The sequence below is a fragment of the Bacillus sp. ABA4_010 genome (assembly GCF_056159105.1).
This window is the reverse complement of record NZ_JBSWUN010000004.1, coordinates 351,142-372,138: the sequence shown is the minus strand read 5'-3', so window position 1 is coordinate 372,138 and position 20,997 is coordinate 351,142. Positions and strand designations below refer to the sequence as shown.

The 20,997-nt window shown below is 41.6% G+C and carries 22 protein-coding genes and 1 tRNA gene; 1 reads left to right on the top strand and 22 read right to left on the bottom strand.

The features are described 5' to 3' along the window. Positions 1-113: 113 nt before the first annotated feature. The 6 genes from gap to ACXAEO_RS21335 all read right to left on the bottom strand — a co-directional run bounded on the left by gap (position 114) and on the right by ACXAEO_RS21335 (position 5,099). A complete protein-coding gene (gene gap / locus ACXAEO_RS21360; RefSeq protein ID WP_474884868.1) occupies positions 114-1,121 on the bottom strand; it encodes a type I glyceraldehyde-3-phosphate dehydrogenase in 1,008 nt (335 codons plus the stop codon). Positions 1,122-1,169: 48 nt separating this feature from the next. Beyond that, the gene (locus ACXAEO_RS21355; RefSeq protein ID WP_474884867.1) at positions 1,170-2,198 is read right to left on the bottom strand and encodes a sugar-binding transcriptional regulator; all 1,029 of its coding nucleotides are present in this window, start codon (positions 2,196-2,198) and stop codon (positions 1,170-1,172) included. 132 nt (positions 2,199-2,330) lie between these two features. Next, positions 2,331-2,579, bottom strand: coding sequence for a glutaredoxin family protein (locus tag ACXAEO_RS21350; RefSeq protein ID WP_474884864.1), 249 nt, complete (start codon positions 2,577-2,579; stop codon positions 2,331-2,333). Positions 2,580-2,597: 18 nt separating this feature from the next. Then, positions 2,598-3,911, bottom strand: a complete 1,314-nt coding sequence (gene rpoN / locus ACXAEO_RS21345; RefSeq protein ID WP_474884862.1) for an RNA polymerase factor sigma-54 — start codon at positions 3,909-3,911, stop codon at positions 2,598-2,600. A 169-nt stretch (positions 3,912-4,080) separates the two neighbouring features. After that, a complete protein-coding gene (locus ACXAEO_RS21340) occupies positions 4,081-4,764 on the bottom strand; it encodes a hypothetical protein (protein WP_474884859.1) in 684 nt (227 codons plus the stop codon). A 263-nt stretch (positions 4,765-5,027) separates the two neighbouring features. Further along, positions 5,028-5,099 (bottom strand) — tRNA-Arg (locus ACXAEO_RS21335). A 257-nt stretch (positions 5,100-5,356) separates the two neighbouring features. Between ACXAEO_RS21335 and clpP the strand changes: the two genes are divergently transcribed. Then, the gene (clpP, locus tag ACXAEO_RS21330; protein WP_474884858.1) at positions 5,357-5,950 is read left to right on the top strand and encodes an ATP-dependent Clp endopeptidase proteolytic subunit ClpP; all 594 of its coding nucleotides are present in this window, start codon (positions 5,357-5,359) and stop codon (positions 5,948-5,950) included. A 132-nt stretch (positions 5,951-6,082) separates the two neighbouring features. On the opposite strand, the gene ACXAEO_RS21325 is transcribed toward clpP, so the two are convergent. The 16 genes from ACXAEO_RS21325 to brnQ form a co-directional block, all read right to left on the bottom strand. Continuing rightward, positions 6,083-6,340 carry an HPr family phosphocarrier protein gene (locus ACXAEO_RS21325; protein WP_474884856.1) on the bottom strand — a complete coding sequence of 86 codons (258 nt, stop codon included), beginning with the start codon at positions 6,338-6,340 and terminating at the stop codon, positions 6,083-6,085. 41 nt (positions 6,341-6,381) lie between these two features. Beyond that, positions 6,382-7,323, bottom strand: coding sequence for a DNA-binding protein WhiA (gene whiA / locus ACXAEO_RS21320; RefSeq protein WP_474884853.1), 942 nt, complete (start codon positions 7,321-7,323; stop codon positions 6,382-6,384). Between the two features lie 192 nt (positions 7,324-7,515). After that, entirely contained in the window at positions 7,516-8,487 is a 972-nt protein-coding gene (locus tag ACXAEO_RS21315; RefSeq protein ID WP_474884852.1) for a gluconeogenesis factor YvcK family protein, read from the bottom strand. Then, a complete protein-coding gene (rapZ, locus tag ACXAEO_RS21310) occupies positions 8,484-9,377 on the bottom strand; it encodes an RNase adapter RapZ (RefSeq protein WP_474884850.1) in 894 nt (297 codons plus the stop codon). The genes ACXAEO_RS21315 and rapZ overlap by 4 nt, the downstream gene beginning before the upstream one ends. Positions 9,378-9,406: 29 nt before the next feature. Continuing rightward, on the bottom strand, positions 9,407-9,865 hold the full coding sequence (locus tag ACXAEO_RS21305) for an NUDIX domain-containing protein (protein ID WP_474884847.1): 459 nt from the start codon (positions 9,863-9,865) through the stop codon (positions 9,407-9,409). 271 nt (positions 9,866-10,136) lie between these two features. Further along, positions 10,137-11,093, bottom strand: a complete 957-nt coding sequence (gene trxB / locus ACXAEO_RS21300; RefSeq protein WP_474884845.1) for a thioredoxin-disulfide reductase — start codon at positions 11,091-11,093, stop codon at positions 10,137-10,139. Positions 11,094-11,173: 80 nt separating this feature from the next. After that, entirely contained in the window at positions 11,174-12,673 is a 1,500-nt protein-coding gene (locus ACXAEO_RS21295) for a tetratricopeptide repeat protein (RefSeq protein ID WP_474884843.1), read from the bottom strand. Between the two features lie 183 nt (positions 12,674-12,856). Next, a complete protein-coding gene (hisIE, locus tag ACXAEO_RS21290) occupies positions 12,857-13,498 on the bottom strand; it encodes a bifunctional phosphoribosyl-AMP cyclohydrolase/phosphoribosyl-ATP diphosphatase HisIE (protein ID WP_474884841.1) in 642 nt (213 codons plus the stop codon). Continuing rightward, positions 13,495-14,253: an imidazole glycerol phosphate synthase subunit HisF gene (gene hisF / locus ACXAEO_RS21285; protein ID WP_474884839.1), complete on the bottom strand. Its 759-nt coding sequence runs from the start codon at positions 14,251-14,253 to the stop codon at positions 13,495-13,497. Before hisF ends, hisIE begins: the two co-directional genes overlap by 4 nt. After that, the gene (gene hisA / locus ACXAEO_RS21280; RefSeq protein ID WP_474884838.1) at positions 14,250-14,987 is read right to left on the bottom strand and encodes a 1-(5-phosphoribosyl)-5-[(5-phosphoribosylamino)methylideneamino]imidazole-4-carboxamide isomerase; all 738 of its coding nucleotides are present in this window, start codon (positions 14,985-14,987) and stop codon (positions 14,250-14,252) included. Before hisA ends, hisF begins: the two co-directional genes overlap by 4 nt. A gap of 1 nt (position 14,988) precedes the next feature. Further along, positions 14,989-15,621 carry an imidazole glycerol phosphate synthase subunit HisH gene (gene hisH, locus ACXAEO_RS21275; RefSeq protein WP_474884836.1) on the bottom strand — a complete coding sequence of 211 codons (633 nt, stop codon included), beginning with the start codon at positions 15,619-15,621 and terminating at the stop codon, positions 14,989-14,991. Then, entirely contained in the window at positions 15,622-16,206 is a 585-nt protein-coding gene (gene hisB, locus ACXAEO_RS21270; protein ID WP_474884834.1) for an imidazoleglycerol-phosphate dehydratase HisB, read from the bottom strand. A gap of 20 nt (positions 16,207-16,226) precedes the next feature. After that, positions 16,227-17,492: a histidinol dehydrogenase gene (gene hisD / locus ACXAEO_RS21265; protein WP_474884833.1), complete on the bottom strand. Its 1,266-nt coding sequence runs from the start codon at positions 17,490-17,492 to the stop codon at positions 16,227-16,229. A gap of 14 nt (positions 17,493-17,506) precedes the next feature. Further along, positions 17,507-18,136 carry an ATP phosphoribosyltransferase gene (gene hisG / locus ACXAEO_RS21260; protein ID WP_474884832.1) on the bottom strand — a complete coding sequence of 210 codons (630 nt, stop codon included), beginning with the start codon at positions 18,134-18,136 and terminating at the stop codon, positions 17,507-17,509. Beyond that, the gene (locus ACXAEO_RS21255; RefSeq protein WP_474884830.1) at positions 18,133-19,317 is read right to left on the bottom strand and encodes an ATP phosphoribosyltransferase regulatory subunit; all 1,185 of its coding nucleotides are present in this window, start codon (positions 19,315-19,317) and stop codon (positions 18,133-18,135) included. The genes hisG and ACXAEO_RS21255 overlap by 4 nt, the downstream gene beginning before the upstream one ends. Before the next feature lie 282 nt (positions 19,318-19,599). Beyond that, positions 19,600-20,934 carry a branched-chain amino acid transport system II carrier protein gene (gene brnQ / locus ACXAEO_RS21250; RefSeq protein ID WP_474884829.1) on the bottom strand — a complete coding sequence of 445 codons (1,335 nt, stop codon included), beginning with the start codon at positions 20,932-20,934 and terminating at the stop codon, positions 19,600-19,602. Between the last annotated feature and the right edge of the window lie 63 nt (positions 20,935-20,997).

The window sequence follows — 20,997 nt, the reverse complement described above, 5'->3', positions numbered from 1 at the left end:
AGAAGTATGAAGAAATGAAGGGAAAGAGGGCTAAATCCCCTTTCCCCCTTGGTCATTTTATCATGTCTTGATTGGCGAGTATATCCAATCAAGACGTATTTTTCTTTTCTTTCTTATAGACCTTTAGAAGCGATGTAGTCTACTAAGTCTACTACACGGTGAGAGTATCCGCTCTCGTTGTCATACCAAGAGATTACTTTAACCATGCTTCCTTCCATTACCATTGTAGATAATGCGTCGATTGTAGAAGAAGCTGGGTTACCGTTGTAGTCACCAGATACTAATGGCTCTTCGCTGTAAGCTAAGATACCTTTTAATTCACCTTCAGCTGCTGCTTGTAATGCTGCGTTTACTTCTTCAGCAGTTACTTCTTGGTTAAGCTCAGCAACTAAGTCTACTAAAGATACGTTTGGAGTTGGAACGCGCATAGCTCCACCGTTTAATTTACCTTTTAACTCAGGTAATACTAGAGATACCGCTTTTGCAGCACCAGTTGAAGTTGGGATGATGTTTTCAGCTGCTGCACGAGCACGACGGTAATCTTTATGTGGTAAGTCTAAGATTTGTTGGTCGTTTGTGTAAGAGTGAACAGTTGTCATCATACCGCGTTTAATACCGAACTTGTCGTTTAATACTTTCGCGAATGGCGCTAAGCAGTTTGTTGTACAAGATGCGTTAGAGATAACATCGTGGCTTGCTGCATCGTATTTGTCATGGTTAACACCCATTACGATTGTGATGTCCTCATCAGTAGCTGGAGCAGAAATGATAACCTTTTTTGCACCTGCTTCTAAATGTTTCGCTGCATCAGAACGTTTTGTGAAGAAACCAGTAGATTCTACTACTACTTCTACACCGCGATCTGCCCATGCTAATTTCGCAGGGTCACGCTCAGCTGATACTTGAATCGTATGACCATCAACGATTAAGTTGTTTCCGTCAACAGAAACTTCAGCGTCTAATTTACCGTGAACTGTATCATATTTTAAAAGGTGAGCTAACATGTTAGCATCTGTTAAATCATTAACAGCCACCACTTCAACGTTAGGATTTTTTAAAGCTGCGCGGAATACGTTACGACCAATACGGCCAAACCCGTTAATACCAATTTTAACTGCCATGAGAATTTCCTCCTTAAATGGTTGTGATGGATAATTTATATGTAGGGGCTAAATTAAGTCCCTTACCAACTCTTTTGCTGCACCTTCATCCGTAATGAGGACGGAATCACGTGCTTGTTGCATAAATGCCTTAATCGCTTTTGCCTTTGAGGAGCCACCGGCTATAGCAATTACACATTTATTGTTCTTTAAATCCTCAAGCTGTATGCCTATTGTTTTGACTTTATGGACGACTTCACCATCTTGATTGAAGTAGTAGCCAAAAGCCTCTCCAACCGCTTGTCCTGATTGGATTTTCTCCAAATCAGCCTTCGGTGTTTGGCGTCGCTCTGCCATTGTCATAGCGTCCCCTATTCCATGAACAACCATACTCGATGATTTAATGAGATGAAGCATCTCTTTAATCGATGGTTCCCCAATAATGGAGCGATACGCTTCATCACTGAGTTGGTCTGGCACATGCAATAAGCGATAATTGCTTGATGACTTTTCCGCCATTTTGGCGCAAATCGTATTAGCTTGATTTTGGACGTTTTCTCCGAGACCGCCTCTTGCAGGGACAAACAGAACATCCGAACCTTTTGCATTCGGTGTCATCATGTCTGCAGTAGCAGCCAGCGTCGTTCCACCTGTAACAGCAACGATATTTTTTTTACCAACAAGGCGTCTTTTTATACATGAGGCACTTGCTCTCCCCATTTCTTTCTGTACCCAAGGCGATATATCGCTGTCACCTGAAACAACAATTGCTTCTGAGAGAGAAAAGACCTCTTTTAATGTTGTTTCCAATAACCTCTGACCTGAAACTTCTTTCATCACTTCTTCAAGTTGCGAAAGAAGAACTTCTCCCTCATCCGTTAACGTCATGCCACTTGAATACACATCCAGTAAATTTTGGTCTTTCAAAAACGTCACTTCACTACGAAGTACTCGTTCTGTAAGTCCGAGACTAACAGCCAAATTCCGTCTTCCAATTGGCTGCATCAAGCGTATGTACTGGAGGATTTGGTATCTTTTTTGCATAACAGAGAGAAGATCAGGCAATAACTTTTGTTGTGCTTGTATAAGCGATTGCATGATTTATTCCCCTTAAGGTATAGAGTGATGGACACTTTTTGTCCCGTATAGACATATTATGTCCCGCATTGAGTAAAAAAAATTCACCCTGTTACATGTTTCATTTTAACAGGGTCAAAATTTTTATTCAACTCATAAATTCGCAGTCTCAGAAAGTAACCGCTTTCTTATTTCGACTTTTCTAATTTGTCCAAACGCTACTTCTTTTCCATCCATCACCACGACGGGAATCATCAGCTGATATTTCTCTAAAAGCATATCATTTTCATAAATATCAACTTCTTGGAATTCAAAAGAATATTCCTGTTGCAGTTCCAATAATGTTGCTTTCGCTTTTTCACATAATGGACAGTCCGTTTTCGTGTACATCATGATTTCCATTCGTTTCACTTCCCTGCTTTATTCATATCGTTTTCGCTGTGATGAGGAAAAGATTTGAAGCTCTTCTCTATATTTAGCGACCGTTCTTCTAGATACCATCACATCATGCTCTTCTTCAAGCTTTTTCGAAATCTTTTGATCAGACAACGGTTTCTTCTTATCTTCTTGATCAACTAATTGTTTAATTAATGTTTTGACATAGGAAGAAGACAATTCTTGATTGTCTTGAGATGAAATGCTGTTCGTAAAGAAAGATTTCATTTCAAACATTCCAAACGGTGTTTGCACATATTTATTTTTAATTGCTCTGCTTACCGTTGATTCATGCACCTCTACCTGATCCGCTAATTCTTTCATTGTTAAAGGCTTTAAAAAAGCGGGCCCTTTCTCGAAAAAGAGAGACTGATATTCAAAAATGCCTTGCATCACCTGATCCAATGTATGTTTACGGTTATTCAACCCTTTTAAAATCCACTGGAATTCTCGGTATTTCTCTTGCAAGTACATGGATAATTCTTTGTTTCTCTTATCATTCAACGCCTTTTTATAGTCTGCATTCATGGTAACTTGAATATCGACGGCGTCATTTCCTTTTAAATACAAGCCCTCCTGATCTTTATACACTACATAATCTGGGATAATGAATTTTTCCTGATCATTTCCAAATTTCAAGCCAGGTCGTGGATTGAGCTGTAAAATTTCATCGTACATTTCTTGTATATCACGAATAGATATATCCAGCTTCTTCGCTAATTTCTCCCATTTTCTATAGGCGAATTCCTCGAAAAATTCAGTCAAAATTATTTCCATTTCAGCTGTACATATCCCTTTTCGTTGCAATTGAATCAATAAACATTCCGGTAAATTTCTAGCTCCTACCCCAACCGGTTCCATTTTTTGAAGAATGGTCAGCGCTTGCTCCACTTCTTCCTCACTGGCATTTAAAGCGCTTTCAATACTTTTTACATCCTCATTTAAATACCCCTTCTCATCAAGACTGTTAATCATATAAACAATGATGGCCTTTTGAGAAGATGAGAGTTTCATAAAACTCAATTGTTCCAATAAGTGTTGATATAAGGTTTCTTTCTTAGATGCAATAACATCAATTGGATTAATGACATTGTTGGATGAGACATTCGTTGATCGAGGAGCCTTTCTTTGGGCTAGCACGCTGCGCTCTTGAAAATCAATTAAGGGATTTTGCAAAGCTTGCTCTTGTAAAAATGACGCAATGTCTAAAGCGGAATATTGCAATAACGAAATAGCTTGAGACAACTCTTTCGTCATCATTACTTTTAGTGATTGCTGCTGAAATAAACCAACTTTCATTCTTTCGCCCCTCCCTTTCTCACATTTTACTACAAATCTGGAAAGAGCGGAACGAGAAAACGAAGAGAAACAATGTTTTCTTGCTTACGAAAAGCGGGTCATGACTTCCTCGTCACGACCTGTTTTTCGTATTTATGCCGCCTTAACAGCCAGTAAATAGGCGTTTTCTTTATTCCTTCGCCTGAATGGTTTGTGCCATCGCTAAGAAAGGCTCGATGTTTTCTTCAGCTTTCGGTGTGTAGATAGACAGTTTCATCGGCTTTTCACCTTTAATTAAAATGAGATTGACCGCATCTTCAGCTGTCACAGCTTTATACCATACAGCATCTTTTAACATACCTTCTTTTTGGAAATCCTCCACGACAGTCGCCTCAGAGCTAATCGCTTCAGCTGTTGTTTTAACGATGTCTTCGACGGTTGTCAATTCCATATCACTTGGAACAATTTCAATGCGCATAAACGCTTTATCGTTCTCTGAAAACATAATAATATCTTTACCTGGCTCTTCTTCTTCTAAAGAGTAGCCATCTAATACATACATGCTATAATTTTGATTATCACTTGTCTTTAAATAGCCTGTTTCTTCAACCGCTTGGCCATCTTTTTCATATGTTAAGGCTTGCTCCGGTGCCCGTTCAGCTTCCGGTTGCTCGTCCCCAGTCTCTGTTTCTCCTACTTCCTGTGACTCTTGATTGTTTTCAGTTACTTCCTGCTCTGCTGTTTCTGACGTGGTTGTTTCGGTTTGTTCAGCCGCACCGTTTGTTGTTTCGGTGACCTCTTCCGTTGTACCGCAAGCAGCTAATAACAGCGCCAATCCAGCACTGACTACAAATCCTTTTTGAACTAACTTCATATTTCTTCCTCCTTTGTAAGGTCCCTACATACTTGTTTTAAACTAAATTGGCAAATAAAGCAACCATGTCGAAATGCTTGCTTCTAATGGACCCTTCTACTCTATTAGTCGGATGAAAACAAAAAATGTTACATGAAAATGAGACGAAAAATTTTCTCTCTTACAAATTATTGAAAAAGCCCCGACCATCTTCGTCAGGGCTTCTTGTAGCTAAATGTAGTTTAAAAATAAAAAAACCGTCTACATTAGACGGTTTTCAAGGACGCCCTCGGCAGGATTCGAACCCACCCTAAGAGAACCGGAATCTCTTGTGCTATCCACTACACTACGAGGGCAAATTTTATGAACTATGTTAGATTATATTCAATAAATAGGTTTTTTGCAAGTAGCTTTTCTATGTTTAAATCCAAAATTAGCGGGAAAACTGGAACTATGTTTATTTCTTGTTACTTTTTTCATATTTTAAAAATTAGACAAGGAATATCGCTCCTATAAGTGGAATATTGTTGAGAGAAAGTTCTTTTGTTTGACCTTCATTGACCTTAGCTGTATTATAAATTACATATACAAAACATTCAAAGGAGGAATTTAGATGAATTTAATTCCTACAGTTATTGAACAAACAAATCGCGGGGAACGTGCCTACGATATTTACTCTCGCTTATTAAAAGACCGTATCATTATGTTAGGAAGCGCCATTGATGATAATGTCGCTAACTCTATCGTTTCTCAGTTATTATTCTTAGCTGCAGAAGACCCTGAAAAAGACATTTCTTTATACATTAACAGCCCAGGTGGTTCGATTACAGCAGGAATGGCTATTTATGATACAATGCAATTCATTAAGCCTAAAGTCTCAACAATTTGTATCGGTATGGCTGCTTCAATGGGGGCTTTCTTATTAGCAGCAGGTGAAAAAGGAAAACGCTTTGCTCTTCCAAACAGTGAAGTGATGATTCACCAACCGCTTGGAGGCGCTCAAGGTCAAGCAACTGAAATCGAAATTGCCGCAAAACGCATCTTATTCTTGCGTGATAAATTAAACGGTATTTTATCTGAGCGTACTGGTCAACCACTTGAAGTTATTGAGCGTGATACAGAACGCGATAACTTCATGACAGCAGAACGTGCACTTGAATACGGATTAATTGATAAAGTATTAGCGCACGATCCTTCTGGTAAATAATAAACGATAACAGCGCAGCCCTTTCAGACATCACACAAAAGTGACGTTTGAAAGGGCTGTTTCTCTTCATACGAAAGAATAAAGCCATGTGAGAAGGAGGTGTTCCCTCTTTTCACATGGCCTGTTCTTTTCTTATCCTTCTTGCTGGACATATTTCGTCAAAGCAGCAAGCGCTTCTTCTTCATCTGTTCCGTCAGCAATAATCGTCACACCAGCACCCAAATTAACAGCTAAGCTCATTAAGCCCATAATACTTTTCGCATTCACTTTTTTGCCGTCCTTCTCTAGAAACACATCTGATGTGAACCGGTTCGCTTCTTGAACAAATAAAGCCGCCGGACGAGCCTGAAGACCTGTCTTCAATAACACTTCCACCTTTTTTTCTACCATGATTTCCTTCCTCCTCTATTCATCCCTTGTTTTTAATTGTATTACACACTTTGTCCTGCACGCAGTTTCTCTGCAATTTCATCAATTTTTCGCAAACGATGATTGATGCCAGATTTGCTAATTTTCCCACCCGATACCATCTCGCCAAGTTCCTTTAGCGTCACATCTTGATAATCAACCCGCAGACGGGCAATTTCTCGAAGTTTTTCAGGGAGTGTATCAAGGCCTACTACTTCATCGATTAAGCGAATGTTCTCAACCTGCCTGATTGCTGCTCCTATTGTTTTATTCAAATTGGCCGTTTCACAGTTCACAAGGCGATTGACGGAATTTCTCATATCTCGAACAATACGCACATCCTCAAAGCGGAGAAGCGCATTATGTGCTCCAATTACACTTAAAAATTCGGTGATTTTCTCTGCTTCCTTTAAATACGTAATAAAGCCTTTTTTTCGTTCTAATGTTTTCCCGTTCAAATGGAATATATTCATTAGTTCACATAATGAATCATTATGCTCCTTATATAAAGAGAAAATTTCAACATGATAAGAAGATGTTTCAGGGTTATTAATAGACCCTCCAGCCAAAAATGCTCCTCTCAAGTAAGAACGCTTGCAGCACTTCTTTTTGATCAAATCATCTGAGATACGGCGGACAAAGGAAAAATCTTCATTCAATATTTTCAAGTCCTCTAAAATAGAACGGGCCTTGTCAACGAGTCGAACAATGTACACATTATTTTTCTTGAGACGCATTTTTTTCCGCACGAGCAATTCAACCGCAGCATCATAGCTTTTTTTAATTAATGTATAAATGCGCCTTGCAATTGCCGCATTTTCTGTTTGAATATCGAGCGTCAGCTTACGATTGGAAAATGACAGCGATCCATTCATTCGAATAAGAGCAGAAAGCTCTGCTTGGGCACAGCAACTTTTCACCTCTAAATTCGTTAGTTCTTTTTTCGTTTCGGATGCAAATGACAATTCTCCACCTCCATTCTATGCAAGTTATGTTTTATCTATTATTGAGGCGATAGAAAATCCGCCTTTCTTCCTTTTATCTCGCATGAACAGGCAGTAGCATCCTACTTCCGATGTAAAGGACGTTACTTGTTTAGTCTTTACTTCCTTGTTGAAGTAGGGAAGAACTACCCGTAGAAGCTCAATAAGTGACAATTATCCTATCGGCTGCGGATCAAGCAGTGAAAAAATTAACGAAGCCACTTTCTTTGTGTCATGACGAATAACTCCATCTTCATAGTCGACAATATGATCGTGAACAACCGTTACCCCTAACGTTTCTAATGCCGCACGATCGTAGATGACCGGCTTCGCTTTTTCTGCTTCATATTTTTTTTGAATGTGCTCTGGAATGTCTGCATCATTAACAATAATGTAATCAATGAACGGCGAAGGGATATGACTGTATAACGCTTTCACATGATCGCTCGCTTTATAATCCATCGTTTCCCCTGCCTGTGTCATCACATTGCAAACATACACTTTCTTCGCTTTTGCTTTACATAGTTCTTCGCCAATTTTTGGAACGACTAAATTGGGCAAAATACTTGTGTATAAACTTCCCGGCCCAATTACAATCAGGTCTGCGCTTCGAATGGCGCGAATCGTTTCAGATAAAGGTTCGACATCATTCGGCGTTAAAAATACTCGCTTAATTGTTTTCCCTGATAGAGGGATATGAGATTCACCGGAAATGATCGTGCCATCTTCCATTTCAGCATGAAGCACCACACTTCGATTTGCTGACGGCAGAACCTTCCCATGCACATTCAATACCTTACTCATTTCTTGAATCGCATGGACAAAGTCCCCTGTAATGGATGTCATGGCAGCTAAAATCAAATTCCCGAGCGAATGTCCCGTCAACTCATTACCCGAAGCAAAGCGATGCTGGAACAAGTCCTCGACGAGAGGCTCGACATCTGATAAAGCTGCCAACACATTGCGGATATCGCCTGGAGCGGGCATAGCCAATTCATTTCGTAAACGGCCTGAGCTTCCACCGTCATCAGCTACCGTTACAATCGCCGTAATGTCAATGGGCAAATATTTAAGTCCCCGCAATAAAACAGGCAGCCCCGTTCCCCCTCCAATGACGACAATTTTAGGTGTTCGTTCTTTGTTCATCGAACGTTTTCCTTTCTCCTCTCGATATCACGATGAGTAATATGTGTCTTATATTCCTTTTCAAAGTGATGACCGATATATTCTGCCAGCGTGACAGATCGGTGCTGTCCTCCAGTACACCCAATGGCAATAACAAGCTGGCTCTTTCCTTCACGTTTATATTGAGGAAGCATGAAAGAGAGCAAGTCGAGGACCTTTTCAATGAACTTTTGCGTCTCGTTCCATTTTAAAACATATGTTGATACTTCTTCTTGAAGTCCCGTTTTCGGCCTCATATGGTCAATATAGTGCGGGTTCGGGAGAAAGCGAACATCAAACACTAAATCAGCATCAATCGGAATGCCATATTTAAAGCCAAACGACATCACATTGACTGTGAACACTTGAGAAGCATGAGTGGAAAACTGACTAATAATCTTTTCCCGCAGTTCACGCGGCTTTAAGTCAGATGTATCATAGATGATTTGGGCTCTTCCCTTCAACTCTTCAAGCAGTTCACGCTCCATTTGAATTCCTTCCAGCGGAAGGCCTGTTTGAGCCAGCGGATGAGAACGTCTCGTTTCTTTATAACGAGTAACGAGCACAGAATCTTTTGCATCCAAAAACAGAATTTGTGGGGTAATCCAGTTCGTCTCAGCTAAGTTATCGAGCGCTTCAAATAAGCTTTCAAAAAACTCGCGTCCCCGTAAATCCATGACGAGTGCCACTTTGTTCATTTTGCTTCCAGATTCCTTCATCAGCTCTAAAAACTTTGGAATTAGCGTAGGAGGGAGATTATCGACACAAAAAAAACCTAAATCTTCAAAACTTTGAATAGCGACGGTTTTCCCAGCCCCTGACATTCCCGTAATGATTACTAATTGAATGTCACTTACAGAACCAACACTCATCCTCAATTGCCCCCTTTAACTAATGGTTTTCAACATGGATCAATTCGATATGATAACAGCTCAAAGTCTGTTGTGTACGTAAAATTACCGTAAATCATTCCAGTCCCTTTTGCGACATAATCAATAATATGATAATCGCCCGGGGCCATGGCTAACTCATGAACATCATTCAAGTCATGCCAAGCTACCTTTCCTTCTTCTGATTCTAACACATTTGTTCCGTCGAAATCTGTAGCAAAAAAAGTAAACATCATCCATTCGGAAACAACTTGATCATTTTCTTTCATTGTGATGGTAAAGATCCCTTTAATGGTAGGATTTTTTAGATATATGCCCGTTTCTTCCCTATATTCGCGCACAACAGAATCTTTGACAGATTCACCTTGCTCCATCTTTCCTCCCGGGGCCACCCACCAATTACGACGAGGTTTTTGAAGCAATAATATTTGATTATCTTTTATTAGTACACAATTTGTGACCCTTTGCATATTTTCCACCTCTTGTAGACACTGTCATTTCTTCTATTATACTATGAATCAAATGCCTCCCACAATGAACTCAACTTGTGACAAACCTTTTCCGATTCGTACTTTTAATTATGTACCCATAAAAAAAGAAGCACAGGTAAGGTTCCTGTGCTTGTCAAAAGATATATTTTATAAAAGGGGGTCAATTACTAACTATATAGTAACCGATGAATGTTGCAGCCGTGTTACAGCACGATTAAAACAGAGTTACGTTTTAAAAAGAGAATAGTTCTTATGACTGCTGAGCTGTTTTGAACTTCTCTTTTAACTCTTCTACATAGTGCTGTGCACTTTGAGCCGCAATACTCCCGTCACCCGTCGCCGTTACAATTTGACGAAGAGATTTTTCACGCACATCTCCTGCAGCAAAAATACCTTCTACTTTCGTTTCCATGCGCTCATTTGTTTCAATGTAGCCATTTTCATTCGTAATTCCAAGTTGGACGAATGGTTTAGAGAGTGGAAGCATTCCCACATAAATGAAGACACCGTCTGCTTTAAATTCTTGTTCTTCACCCGTTTCTGTATGAACAAGTGTAACACTGCCTACTTTGCCGTCTTTTTCATTGATTTCTTTCACCGTGTGATTCCAAATAAACTCAACTTTTTCGTTATCAAACGCACGTTGTTGAAGAATCTTTTGGGCACGAAGCTCATCGCGTCGGTGTACAATGGTTACTTTTGTTGCAAAACGTGTTAAATACACGCCTTCTTCTACTGCAGAGTCGCCTCCACCTACAACAACAAGCTCTTTTCCTTTAAAGAACGCACCGTCACAAACCGCACAGTAAGATACACCACGACCGCCCAGTTCTTTTTCACCAGGTACACCAATTTTTTTATACTCTGCCCCTGTTGAAATAATGACAGAGTAAGCTTTGTATTCTTTGCTTCCTGCGCGTACAATTTTGTAATCCCCGTCTTGAACCACTTCTTTAATATCACCGTACGCATACTCAGCACCGAACTTTTTAGCATGTTCAAACATTTTATTGGATAAATCCGGCCCTAAAATATGGTCATAGCCAGGATAGTTTTCAACTTCTTCTGTATTGGCCATTTGGCCACCAGGTACTCCACGCTCAATCATTAATGTAGATAAATTTGCACGTGATGTATATACTGCTGCCGTCATACCGGCAGGACCCGCCCCAATAATAATGACATCATAAATTTTTTCTTCTGACATGGAATAACACTCCTTTAAGCAATCATTTCATTCCTTACTACTATCCTATATATTGTCACTTCTAACGTCTATTTTTTTGCTCATTGGAGAAGCATATTCACTCTTTTTACGTATTTCGAAACGGTAGAAGACGAAAGAGCGTAAACTGCCGCAATTTCCGCCTGCGAAATTTTTTCCTTTTTAATTTGCTTTGTCCACATATACAAAATGGCGGCCGCCCATGCTTCTCTATTTTTCATGTCCATATGGCTGCCTCGTACACAAAGCTTAAACCAGTAGTCCAATAAACTTGGTGCCTCTTGGAAATCGACTGATTTAAACAGGATGAACGCAATATCATATGCATCATGAATGTCATAAGACTCGCCATTGCTCAAGGCTCCTGCTAACACATATTGATAAAACGACTTCACGTTGTTTTCCTCTGTAAACGATGAACCGAACTGCCGCAGCACGTCAACTTGTTGCGGCTGTCCAAGAAGGTGGGTTAAAAAGATGCCGGTCAGTTGGGATTCTTCTTGATCACTCGACATTTTTTCGTTGATGATATGCTGTAATTCATGCATTTCCTCCAACCATTCTCCTTCATTCCACGGTTCAGATCCTTCTTTTTCTGGTACTTCCTCAATTAGTCGTTTCCACATCAATCGTGAAAAGGCTTCATGCCCCGTATGATAAGCGGCATACGATAACCAGTAATAAAATGACGCTTCTCCTTGAAAACCAATCTTATATAAATGACGAAGCCATTTATAGGCTAAGTCATATCGCTTTACTAATGCAAAGGTTGTGCCTAACTTGTAACGGTGCTCAATTAATAACGGGTACACCGTCGATAACTGTTGCAAAAGATTTTCTGCTTTGTCATCTTCTTGGCAATAATAATGGAAAATTAATCGATTACATAACGCATGGAGGTTACCTGGGTTTTTAGTTAACACTTCATCTAATACATCCATTGCCTCATCTACACGATTCAAATAGAAATGGGCCAACGCTAAATTATTGTAAGCGGACCAAAACTCTGGATATTCTGTAATCATTCCCTTTAATACAGTAATAGATTCCTCAAACTTGGCCTGTTCCAATAAATGCCTTGCCCGTTCTTGCTTAATAATCAAATCGTCTTCATATTCATCTAAATCCAGTTCGCCGTCTTCCACTTCAATCGACAACAAATCAAGCAAATCCTCTGTTTCCTCTGCAAGCGGACCTTCAGATTCCGCTTCAAGGTAGAGATTGGCATATTTTTGTGCTTCTTGAAATAAACCGAGATGGGCATAATTATTAGCGATGAAATAGTAGCATTCATGCATGTGGGGATCGAGTTCTTGAATAATTGACGTCAAAAGCTGATTGGACTGCTGATATTCTCCGATTTCTGTCAGCACAGTGGCCAATTGAAACATCGTATTTATATTGTAAGGCTCTAGGTGATGAGCACGCTGTAAATATTTTTTAGCCTTAAATACATCCCGGCTTCGGTACGCTTTCAGGCCCTTCTTAAAATAATACTCTCCTGTTTGGACGAACGGTAAAATCTGTGCAATACTTTCTTTTATATTTGAGTGTTTTCCCATGGATTCCTCCGAATTTCTATATGTTCACCGTTCGTAGTATATCACATTTTATACAGCTCCCATATAGAGAAATCATGTAACGTTCCTTCACGATAGAACCTCTGCATGATTCACGTACGGAAAATAAAAAGAAAAGTGAAAGAAACCGCACATCCATTGTGTTGTTCCCTTCACTCTTTATCTTCAATCTTCTTTTTTACTGTGACGCTCTTCCAGCACTGCCAGAACTTCGTCTAACGGAAGCTTTTGCTCACGCAATAAAACGAGAAGGTGATACAAAAGATCGGCCGTTTCCCATTTCAACTCTTCCTTATCGCGATTTTTTGCCGCAATAATGACTTCAGCTGCTTCTTCGCCGACTTTCTTTAAAATTTTGTCGACACCCTTTTCAAATAAATACGTTGTATACGCGCCTTCTGGCATGTCTGCTTGACGCTGAGCAATCACTTGCTCTAACTCATTAACAATTGCAAAGCGGTCGGACCTCTTCACACCGTTTTCTTTCCCCATTACCGTTTCATGAAAACAACTGTAAGCACCAGTATGGCACGCCGGGCCGTTTGGCTGAACTTGGACAAGAATTGCATCCGCATCGCAATCATACGTCATCGCCGTAATGGTTTGGGTATTACCTGATGTCGCTCCTTTATGCCAAAGTTCTTGGCGCGAACGGCTGTAAAACCACGTTTCCTTCGTCTCCATTGATTTGGTCAGCGACTCACGGTTCATATAGGCAAGCGTCAGCACCTCTTTGCTTACAGCATCTTGTACAATAGCAGGTACTAACCCTTGTTCATCAAACTTAATTTGATTCATTTCTATCATCTGACGTCCACTCCCTGTTGTTTGAGATACGCTTTAATCTCTTTTACAGATGTTTCTTTATAATGGAAAATCGAAGCAGCCAATGCCGCATCTGCTTTCCCTTCCGTAAACCCTTCGACAAAATGTTCCGCATTTCCTGCGCCGCCAGACGCGATGACCGGTACCGTCACAGCTTCACTGACTGCTTTTGTAAGCGCAATGTTAAAGCCGCTTTTTTCCCCGTCTCGGTCCATGCTCGTTAACAAAATTTCACCTGCACCGCGCTCCACCGCTTCTTTCGCCCACGCTACGACTTCCCACTCCGTCGCATTGCGGCCACCATGTGTGTATACACGCCATGAGCCGAGCTCTTCGTCGTATTTCGCATCAATCGCTACAACGATGCACTGCGAGCCGAAAAAGTCCGCCCCTTCGGTAATGAGCTCAGGACGCAGAAGAGCGGCTGTGTTTAAAGACACCTTATCTGCTCCCGCTCGAAGAATTCGTTTCATGTCTTCAAGGGAATTAATCCCTCCGCCAACTGTAAACGGAATGGCAAGCTCAGCTGCGACTTGCTCCACCACGTGAACCATCGTTTTACGCCCTTCATGCGAAGCGGAAATATCAAGGAAAACAAGTTCATCCGCTCCTTCTTGATCGTAAACCTTTGCTAGTTCAACTGGGTCTCCTGCATCACGGAGCTCTAAAAATTGAATTCCCTTCACTACACGACCGTCTTTCACATCTAAGCAAGGAATAATACGTTTCGTAATCATGAAGAAGACACCTCTTTTAACGCATCACCTAACGCAAATTGATTCGTATAAATGGCTTTTCCGACAATTGCTCCTGCTACTCCGTCCTGTTCGTATTCTTTTAATGACAATAAATCAGCAATCGAGCTCACACCGCCAGACGCGATGACCTGTTTGCCCGTTGCCCTTGCCATTTCAACAATAGCTTCTACATTCGGACCTGACAGCATTCCGTCTGTAGCAATATCGGTAAAAATGAACGTTTCTGCTCCTGCATCGGCCAAGCGTTGGCCAAGCTCCGTTGCTTTTACATTCGATGTTTCCAGCCAGCCTTCTGTTGCGACATACCCGTCACGCGCATCGATTCCGATGGCAATACGCGAGCCATACTCACGAAGCATTTTTTTGACGAATTCAGGGTGAGAAATTGCAGCACTTCCTAAAATGACTCGGTCAATTCCTTGTTCTAAGTAGTACGCAACGTCCTCTTCCCGACGAATGCCACCGCCAATTTGTACTTGAACACCTAACGTCTTTTTCACATCTACGACAAATTGGTCATTCACACGTGCTCCTTGCTTCGCTCCATCTAAATCGACCATATGTATCCATGAAGCCCCTGATTTAGCAAATTCCCCAGCCATCTCGACCGGTGAATCACCGTATACTGTTTCTTGATTATAGTCTCCTTGCAGCAAACGGACGCATTTTCCGCCGCGCATATCAATCGCTGGATAAATCGTAAATATACTCATGTTAACGTCCTCTTTTCTCTACAAAGTTCGCATAGTTTCTCAAGATGTTCATGCCTACATCACTGCTTTTTTCTGGATGGAACTGGGCTCCAAACACATTTCCTTTTCCGACAACCGCCGGCACTTCTACATCGTAATGACTTGTTGCTAATATAATCGAGGGGTCATTTGTCTCGGCATAATAGGAATGAACAAAATAGACGTGACCTTCATCCATCTCCTCTAAAAGCGGCGATGGGTTACGGAAGGTGAGCGAATTCCATCCCATGTGCGGGACTTTATAGCGCACTCCGTCCACTGTTACACCAGGAAATTTTACGATACGTCCTTGTAAAAAGCCGAGCCCCTTCGTCAATCCATTCTCTTCGCTTTCTTCAAAAAGCAACTGCATGCCTAAACAAATGCCCAGTAGTGGCTTTCCTTCTTCCACAACATTTTGAACGAATGTCGTTAAATCCGTTCGGTCCAACTGCTCCATCGCATCTTTAAACGAGCCCACTCCGGGCAAAATATACGCAGTCGCTTTCTCTAGTTCAGCAGGTTGGTCTGACACGAAATAGTCGTAATTCAACCGTTCCAGCGCCTTGCTAACACTGTATAAATTCCCCATTCCATAATCAATAATACCGATCATTTACAACATCCCTTTCGTTGATGGAACGCCTTTAATCCTCGGGTCAATCATTGTCGCTTCATCTAACGCACGGCCTAGTGCTTTAAAGACGGCTTCAATAATGTGGTGGCTGTTGCGTCCGTAATGGATAATCACATGTAGGTTCATTCGGGATTCCAGTGCGAACTTCCATAAAAATTCATGGACGAGCTCTGTATCAAAAGTCCCGACGCGACTTCCTGGTATATCGCCTCTTATTTCAAAATGCGGACGGTTGCTCAAATCTACCACGACTTGTGCTAAAGCATCATCCATCGGAACGAATGAATTTCCGTAACGCTTAATCCCTTTCTTATCACCGACGGCGTCTTTGAACGCCTGCCCTAAACAAATACCGATATCTTCGACTGTATGATGATCGTCAATCTCAATATCGCCCTTTGCATTTACAGTCAGATTAAATAGTGCATTTTTTGTAAACGCATCAAGCATATGATTAAAAAACGGAACACCGGTCTCAAGGGTCGATACTCCTTCTCCGTCCACATTAATGGATAGCTCAATATCCGTTTCCTTCGTTGTTCGCTGTACGCTTGCTTCCCTCATAGATGTATGACTCCTTCCCTTTATTTAAATCGTGACTCGACTGCGCGTGCATGGGCTTCAAGCCCTTCCAGTCTCGCAAATGCGGCGATCTTCCCGTGATGTTGCGTCAGTGCAGCTTCACTATATGAAATAATGCTCGACTTTTTTACAAACGCATCTACCGATAACGCACTCGAAAATTTCGCTGTGCCGTTTGTCGGCAATACATGGTTAGGTCCAGCAAAGTAGTCGCCCACGGGTTCTGAACTATAACGACCTAAGAAAATAGCGCCAGCATGACGGATGGAACCGAGTAAGTTCATCGGCTGTTCCGTCATAATTTCAAGATGCTCCGGTGCCAAATCGTTCACAGCTTGCACGGCCTCAGTCATCGTATCCGCCACATAAATGGCTCCGTATTCTTGAATGGAAGCAGCTGCGATATCTTTCCTCGGCAAAGTTTCAAGCTGTTTTTTCACTTCTTCCGCTACTTCTTCAGCGAGCGACATAGAGGTTGTCACAAGTACGCTGGATGCTCGTTTATCATGCTCTGCTTGTGATAATAAATCTGCCGCTACCTCATTCGCTAAAGCTGTATCATCCGCCAAGACGACAATTTCACTCGGTCCGGCAATAGAATCGATGTCGACCATGCCAAATACTTCTCGTTTCGCAAGGGCCACAAAAATGTTGCCTGGACCGACAATTTTATCGACAGACTGAATCGTTTTCGTTCCATATGCAAGTGCCGCGATCGCTTGAGCTCCTCCAACCTTATAAATCTCTTCTACCCCAAGTTCAGTCGCCGCAACTAACACACCAGCGGGAAGCGAACCGTCTTTTTGCGGTGGCGATACCATCACAATTCGCTGAACGCCAGCCACTTGTGCCGGTACAACATTCATTAAGACAGAGGACGGGTAAGCCGCAGTTCCCCCCGGCACATAAACACCGACAGCATCAAGAGGTGTCACCTTCTGCCCTAAAATTGTACCGTCCTCTTTCGTTACCATCCAAGACTGTTGCACCATTCGTTCATGATAATCGCGAATGTTTGCAGCGGCCTCACGGATAATTGCAATCATCTCTTCACTCACTTGCTCATAGGCTGCCCTTTTTTCCTCTTCACTCACAAGAAACGACGATAAAGACACACCATCAAATGTTGCGGTATACTGCTTCAATGCTTCATCGCCTTGAGTACGAACAGAATCTAGGATAGCTAAAACAGCTTGTCGCTGCTCATCCGTTCCTTGATCAATCGTACGTTTTAAGCTGACTTCCTTCGTTAACCGTTGAATGTTCATGCGCTGACCTCCCTTTATGCTTGCTCTACTACCGCTGTTAAGCGCTGCACAATTTCATCGATTCGCTCATCTTTTAACCGGTAGCTCACCGGATTCACAATTAAGCGGGACGTAATATCCGTAATACGCTCTAATTCCATCAGTCCGTTTTCTTTTAAAGTACGGCCTGTTGAGACAATATCGACAATTCGCTCCGCCAACCCGATCATGGGCGCAAGCTCAATGGAACCGTTCAAATGAATGATTTCCACTTGTTCCCCTTGCTCGCGGAAATACGTAGAGGCAATTTTCGGATACTTCGTCGCAATTTTCGGAGCCACCTCCGAAGCGACCGTATCGGGCAGACCAGCTACCGCTAAATGACATCTACTAATATTTAAGTCGAGCAATTCATACACATCCCGCTCTTCTTCAAGCAACACGTCTTTGCCCGCAATTCCAAGATCCGCCACCCCGTGCTCGACATAAGTAGTAACGTCCATCGGTTTGGCTAAAATAAAACGCATTTGTTCTTCCGGCACATCAATAATGAGTTTCCGGGAATCATCAAATTCAGGAGGAAGCTGAAATCCCGCTTTCCGCAATAAATCGGCCGCCTCTTCAAAAATCCGACCTTTTGGCATGGCGATGGTGACTTGACTCATTCTTCCTCCTCCTTTTTCACTTTTCCAATTAAATAAAGAACATCCGTAAAGCTGCTCGTAAAATTATCAATACTTTGGACACCCGCCACATCTTGCAAAACGACACGCTCGCCTTTGCTTCTTCTTGTTTTCGCTAACTGCAAAGCTTCCTGCAGACGCTCTTGACTAAACAAAATACAGACCGCAGATTGTGATTCGTATCCAGTGCCGTTCAACGCCTCGATTAAACGATCTAACTGAATTCCAAAACCGGTCGCACATGTTGTTTTTTCAAATTTTTCAAGCAATTGATCGTAGCGTCCGCCATTTCCGATTGGTGATCCAACGTTTTCAGCAAACACCTCAAATAAAATACCGGTGTAATAGCTCATATGACTAACTAAATTGAAATCGACCTTGATTTCGTTCGTCACCCCATAGGATTGAAGCGTCGTCCATAAATGCTGAAGTTCGCGAGCCGCCTCTCGTCCTGCTTCACTTTCCACTAAATCAATTGCCTCGCCAATTTTTGTCTCATTCCCACGTAAACTTAATAACTGGAGAAGACGTTGCTTGTCGATGGAAGACAAATTTAATTTGTTTACATGACTGCGGTAACCAACATAGTCTTTCTCATATAAAAAACGGCGAAGCATGTTGGCTCTTTCTTCATTGCCGACAATCTCTAAAAATAAAGCATTCACATAACCAATGTGGCCAATTGCCACTTTGAAAGAAGATAATCCAGCGCGTTTTAACGCTTGAATCATTAAGGCAATCACTTCGGCATCACCACTAATGGTTCCATCTCCGATTAACTCAACGCCTACTTGTTCAAACTCCGCCGGGCGCCCTCCTTCATTTTGCTGGGCTCGAAATACATTCGCTTCATAGGCAAGACGAAGCGGAATCCGATTCAAAAGCTTGGAAGCTGCGACACGAGCAATTGGACTAGTCATATCCGGACGCAAAACGAGCGTATGTCCTTCTTTATCTAACAGCTTAAATAACTGTTGATCGAGAATAGAAGATGTATTTCCAACCGTTTCGTAATACTCAAGAGTAGGTGTTGCCATATATTGATAGCCCCACTCGCTAATCTCGGCTGCCAGTTTCTCACGGGCTTGTTTTTTTCGCTCAAATAAAACAGGTAAGGTATCACGCATACCCAATGGTTTTTCAAACATAAACAACTTGGCCACTAAGACACGTCCTTTTCAAAATACTTTAGTTTGATAACGCATTAGAGAGATAATAAATTAAAGTTATTTGTAGTTTACAACGGTTACCATATAACGTCAACCATTTCCTTTCATTACGTATTCACTATTTTTCCCCATTCCCCTTCTGCCTTCTCCCATTTTCACCGATAAAAAGCGTTATTTCGCTGAAATATTCCATTTTCCGCAAAATTATGGGCCAAGCTTCTATTTATATAGAAAAAAGCTGCCAAGAATTCATATCTTGACAGCTTCAATATCTTTTTATGCAGCTTTTGATTGATCGTTTTCTGTTTTTGTCCCTTTTACTTTGCTGTACAGTAACCCTGCTGCCGCTCCAACAATCGCTGGTACAATCCAGCCGATGCCTTGAGCATAAAGAGGGAAGTACGATAGAACGCCATCCAATGAGCGAGCTAAAAATGTAACATTGATCGTTTCAGTCAGGCTGAATGCACCTGTCAGCACAATCGTTGTTAAATACACCACTTTGGCCTGCTGTAATTGACGGTCTAACAACCCAAGAATAATTAAGACCACTGCCATTGGGTAAATGGCTCCGAGAATCGGCACAGAAACCGCTAAAATTTGTGTTAATCCAAGGTTCGCAACAAAGGCGCTCAATGCTGCTAACACAATCGCCCATTGTTTGTACGAAAGAGCTGGGATGATTCCTGAAAAATATTGGCTACATGAAATCACAAGACCAATTGATACACATAGACAAGCAAGTGTGAACAACGCTCCTAGCATAAGCGTGCCGCCTTGACCAAACAGTTGATTCATTACAGCCGTAAGCACTTGAGCACCATTTTCTGCTTGACCAAGTTCTGCACTAGAAGCGCCTAAGAAACCTAGTATGCTGTAAATAACCGCAAGTAGCGTTCCTGCACCCAATCCCGCGATCATCATATATTTAGATACTTGCTTCTGATCTTCTACTCCCTTTGCGCGAATCGTATTAGCTACAACAATTCCGAACACAAGAGAAGCTAATGCATCCATCGTTAAATATCCATCTAAAAATCCTTTCATTAACGGACTACTTGCATACGCTTCTGCCGTCTCTCCAAATGAACCGATTGGCGTGAAAAGACTCTTTACAAAAATAATCACAATCATAAATAAAAGAATAGGTGTCAATAGTTTTCCAAACCGATCCACAAGTTTAGATGGAGACAAGCTCAACCATAAGACGATGCTAAAAAACACAATCGTATATGCAACAAGCATGAATGGCTGATCAGCAGCACCAGCCGGCACAAATGGCTTCATCCCCATTTCATAAGCGATTGTACCCGCACGCGGAATTGCTAAACCAGGGCCAATTGATACATAGATTAAAAACGGAAACATTACCGCGAATAGCGGATGAACGCGATTCGTTAACGTTGAAAAATCTCCTACCTTCGCAACGGCCATAACCCCAAGAATCGGCAAGCCAACGGCTGAAATAATAAACCCAGCCAAAGCGAATGACAGGTCTTCACCAGCAGAACGGCCTAAAAAGGCCGGAAAAATTAAGTTACCTGCACCAAAAAACATAGAAAATAGCATAAAGCTAAGAAAAATAAGTTCTTTTCGACTAAAACGCTTCATTGTGACTCGTCCTTTCAAATTTCGATAAAGTGAATTATAGCAACTCTTCTTTTTTTAATCTAC

Excerpts from the sequence above, each read along its gene's own strand:
- gap (WP_474884868.1), bottom strand. The coding sequence starts at position 1,121 with ATGGCAGTTAAAATTGGTATTAACGGGTTTGGCCGTATTGGTCGTAAC.
- ACXAEO_RS21355 (WP_474884867.1), bottom strand. The coding sequence starts at position 2,198 with ATGCAATCGCTTATACAAGCACAACAAAAGTTATTGCCTGATCTTCTC.
- ACXAEO_RS21350 (WP_474884864.1), bottom strand. The coding sequence starts at position 2,579 with ATGGAAATCATGATGTACACGAAAACGGACTGTCCATTATGTGAAAAA.
- rpoN (WP_474884862.1), bottom strand. The coding sequence starts at position 3,911 with ATGAAAGTTGGTTTATTTCAGCAGCAATCACTAAAAGTAATGATGACG.
- ACXAEO_RS21340 (WP_474884859.1), bottom strand. The coding sequence starts at position 4,764 with ATGAAGTTAGTTCAAAAAGGATTTGTAGTCAGTGCTGGATTGGCGCTG.
- clpP (WP_474884858.1), top strand. The coding sequence starts at position 5,357 with ATGAATTTAATTCCTACAGTTATTGAACAAACAAATCGCGGGGAACGT.
- ACXAEO_RS21325 (WP_474884856.1), bottom strand. The coding sequence starts at position 6,340 with ATGGTAGAAAAAAAGGTGGAAGTGTTATTGAAGACAGGTCTTCAGGCT.
- ACXAEO_RS21315 (WP_474884852.1), bottom strand. The coding sequence starts at position 8,487 with ATGAACAAAGAACGAACACCTAAAATTGTCGTCATTGGAGGGGGAACG.
- rapZ (WP_474884850.1), bottom strand. The coding sequence starts at position 9,377 with ATGAGTGTTGGTTCTGTAAGTGACATTCAATTAGTAATCATTACGGGA.
- ACXAEO_RS21305 (WP_474884847.1), bottom strand. The coding sequence starts at position 9,865 with ATGCAAAGGGTCACAAATTGTGTACTAATAAAAGATAATCAAATATTA.
- trxB (WP_474884845.1), bottom strand. The coding sequence starts at position 11,093 with ATGTCAGAAGAAAAAATTTATGATGTCATTATTATTGGGGCGGGTCCT.
- ACXAEO_RS21295 (WP_474884843.1), bottom strand. The coding sequence starts at position 12,673 with ATGGGAAAACACTCAAATATAAAAGAAAGTATTGCACAGATTTTACCG.
- hisIE (WP_474884841.1), bottom strand. The coding sequence starts at position 13,498 with ATGATAGAAATGAATCAAATTAAGTTTGATGAACAAGGGTTAGTACCT.
- hisF (WP_474884839.1), bottom strand. The coding sequence starts at position 14,253 with ATGATTACGAAACGTATTATTCCTTGCTTAGATGTGAAAGACGGTCGT.
- hisA (WP_474884838.1), bottom strand. The coding sequence starts at position 14,987 with ATGAGTATATTTACGATTTATCCAGCGATTGATATGCGCGGCGGAAAA.
- hisH (WP_474884836.1), bottom strand. The coding sequence starts at position 15,621 with ATGATCGGTATTATTGATTATGGAATGGGGAATTTATACAGTGTTAGC.
- hisB (WP_474884834.1), bottom strand. The coding sequence starts at position 16,206 with ATGAGGGAAGCAAGCGTACAGCGAACAACGAAGGAAACGGATATTGAG.
- hisD (WP_474884833.1), bottom strand. The coding sequence starts at position 17,492 with ATGAACATTCAACGGTTAACGAAGGAAGTCAGCTTAAAACGTACGATT.
- hisG (WP_474884832.1), bottom strand. The coding sequence starts at position 18,136 with ATGAGTCAAGTCACCATCGCCATGCCAAAAGGTCGGATTTTTGAAGAG.
- brnQ (WP_474884829.1), bottom strand. The coding sequence starts at position 20,934 with ATGAAGCGTTTTAGTCGAAAAGAACTTATTTTTCTTAGCTTTATGCTA.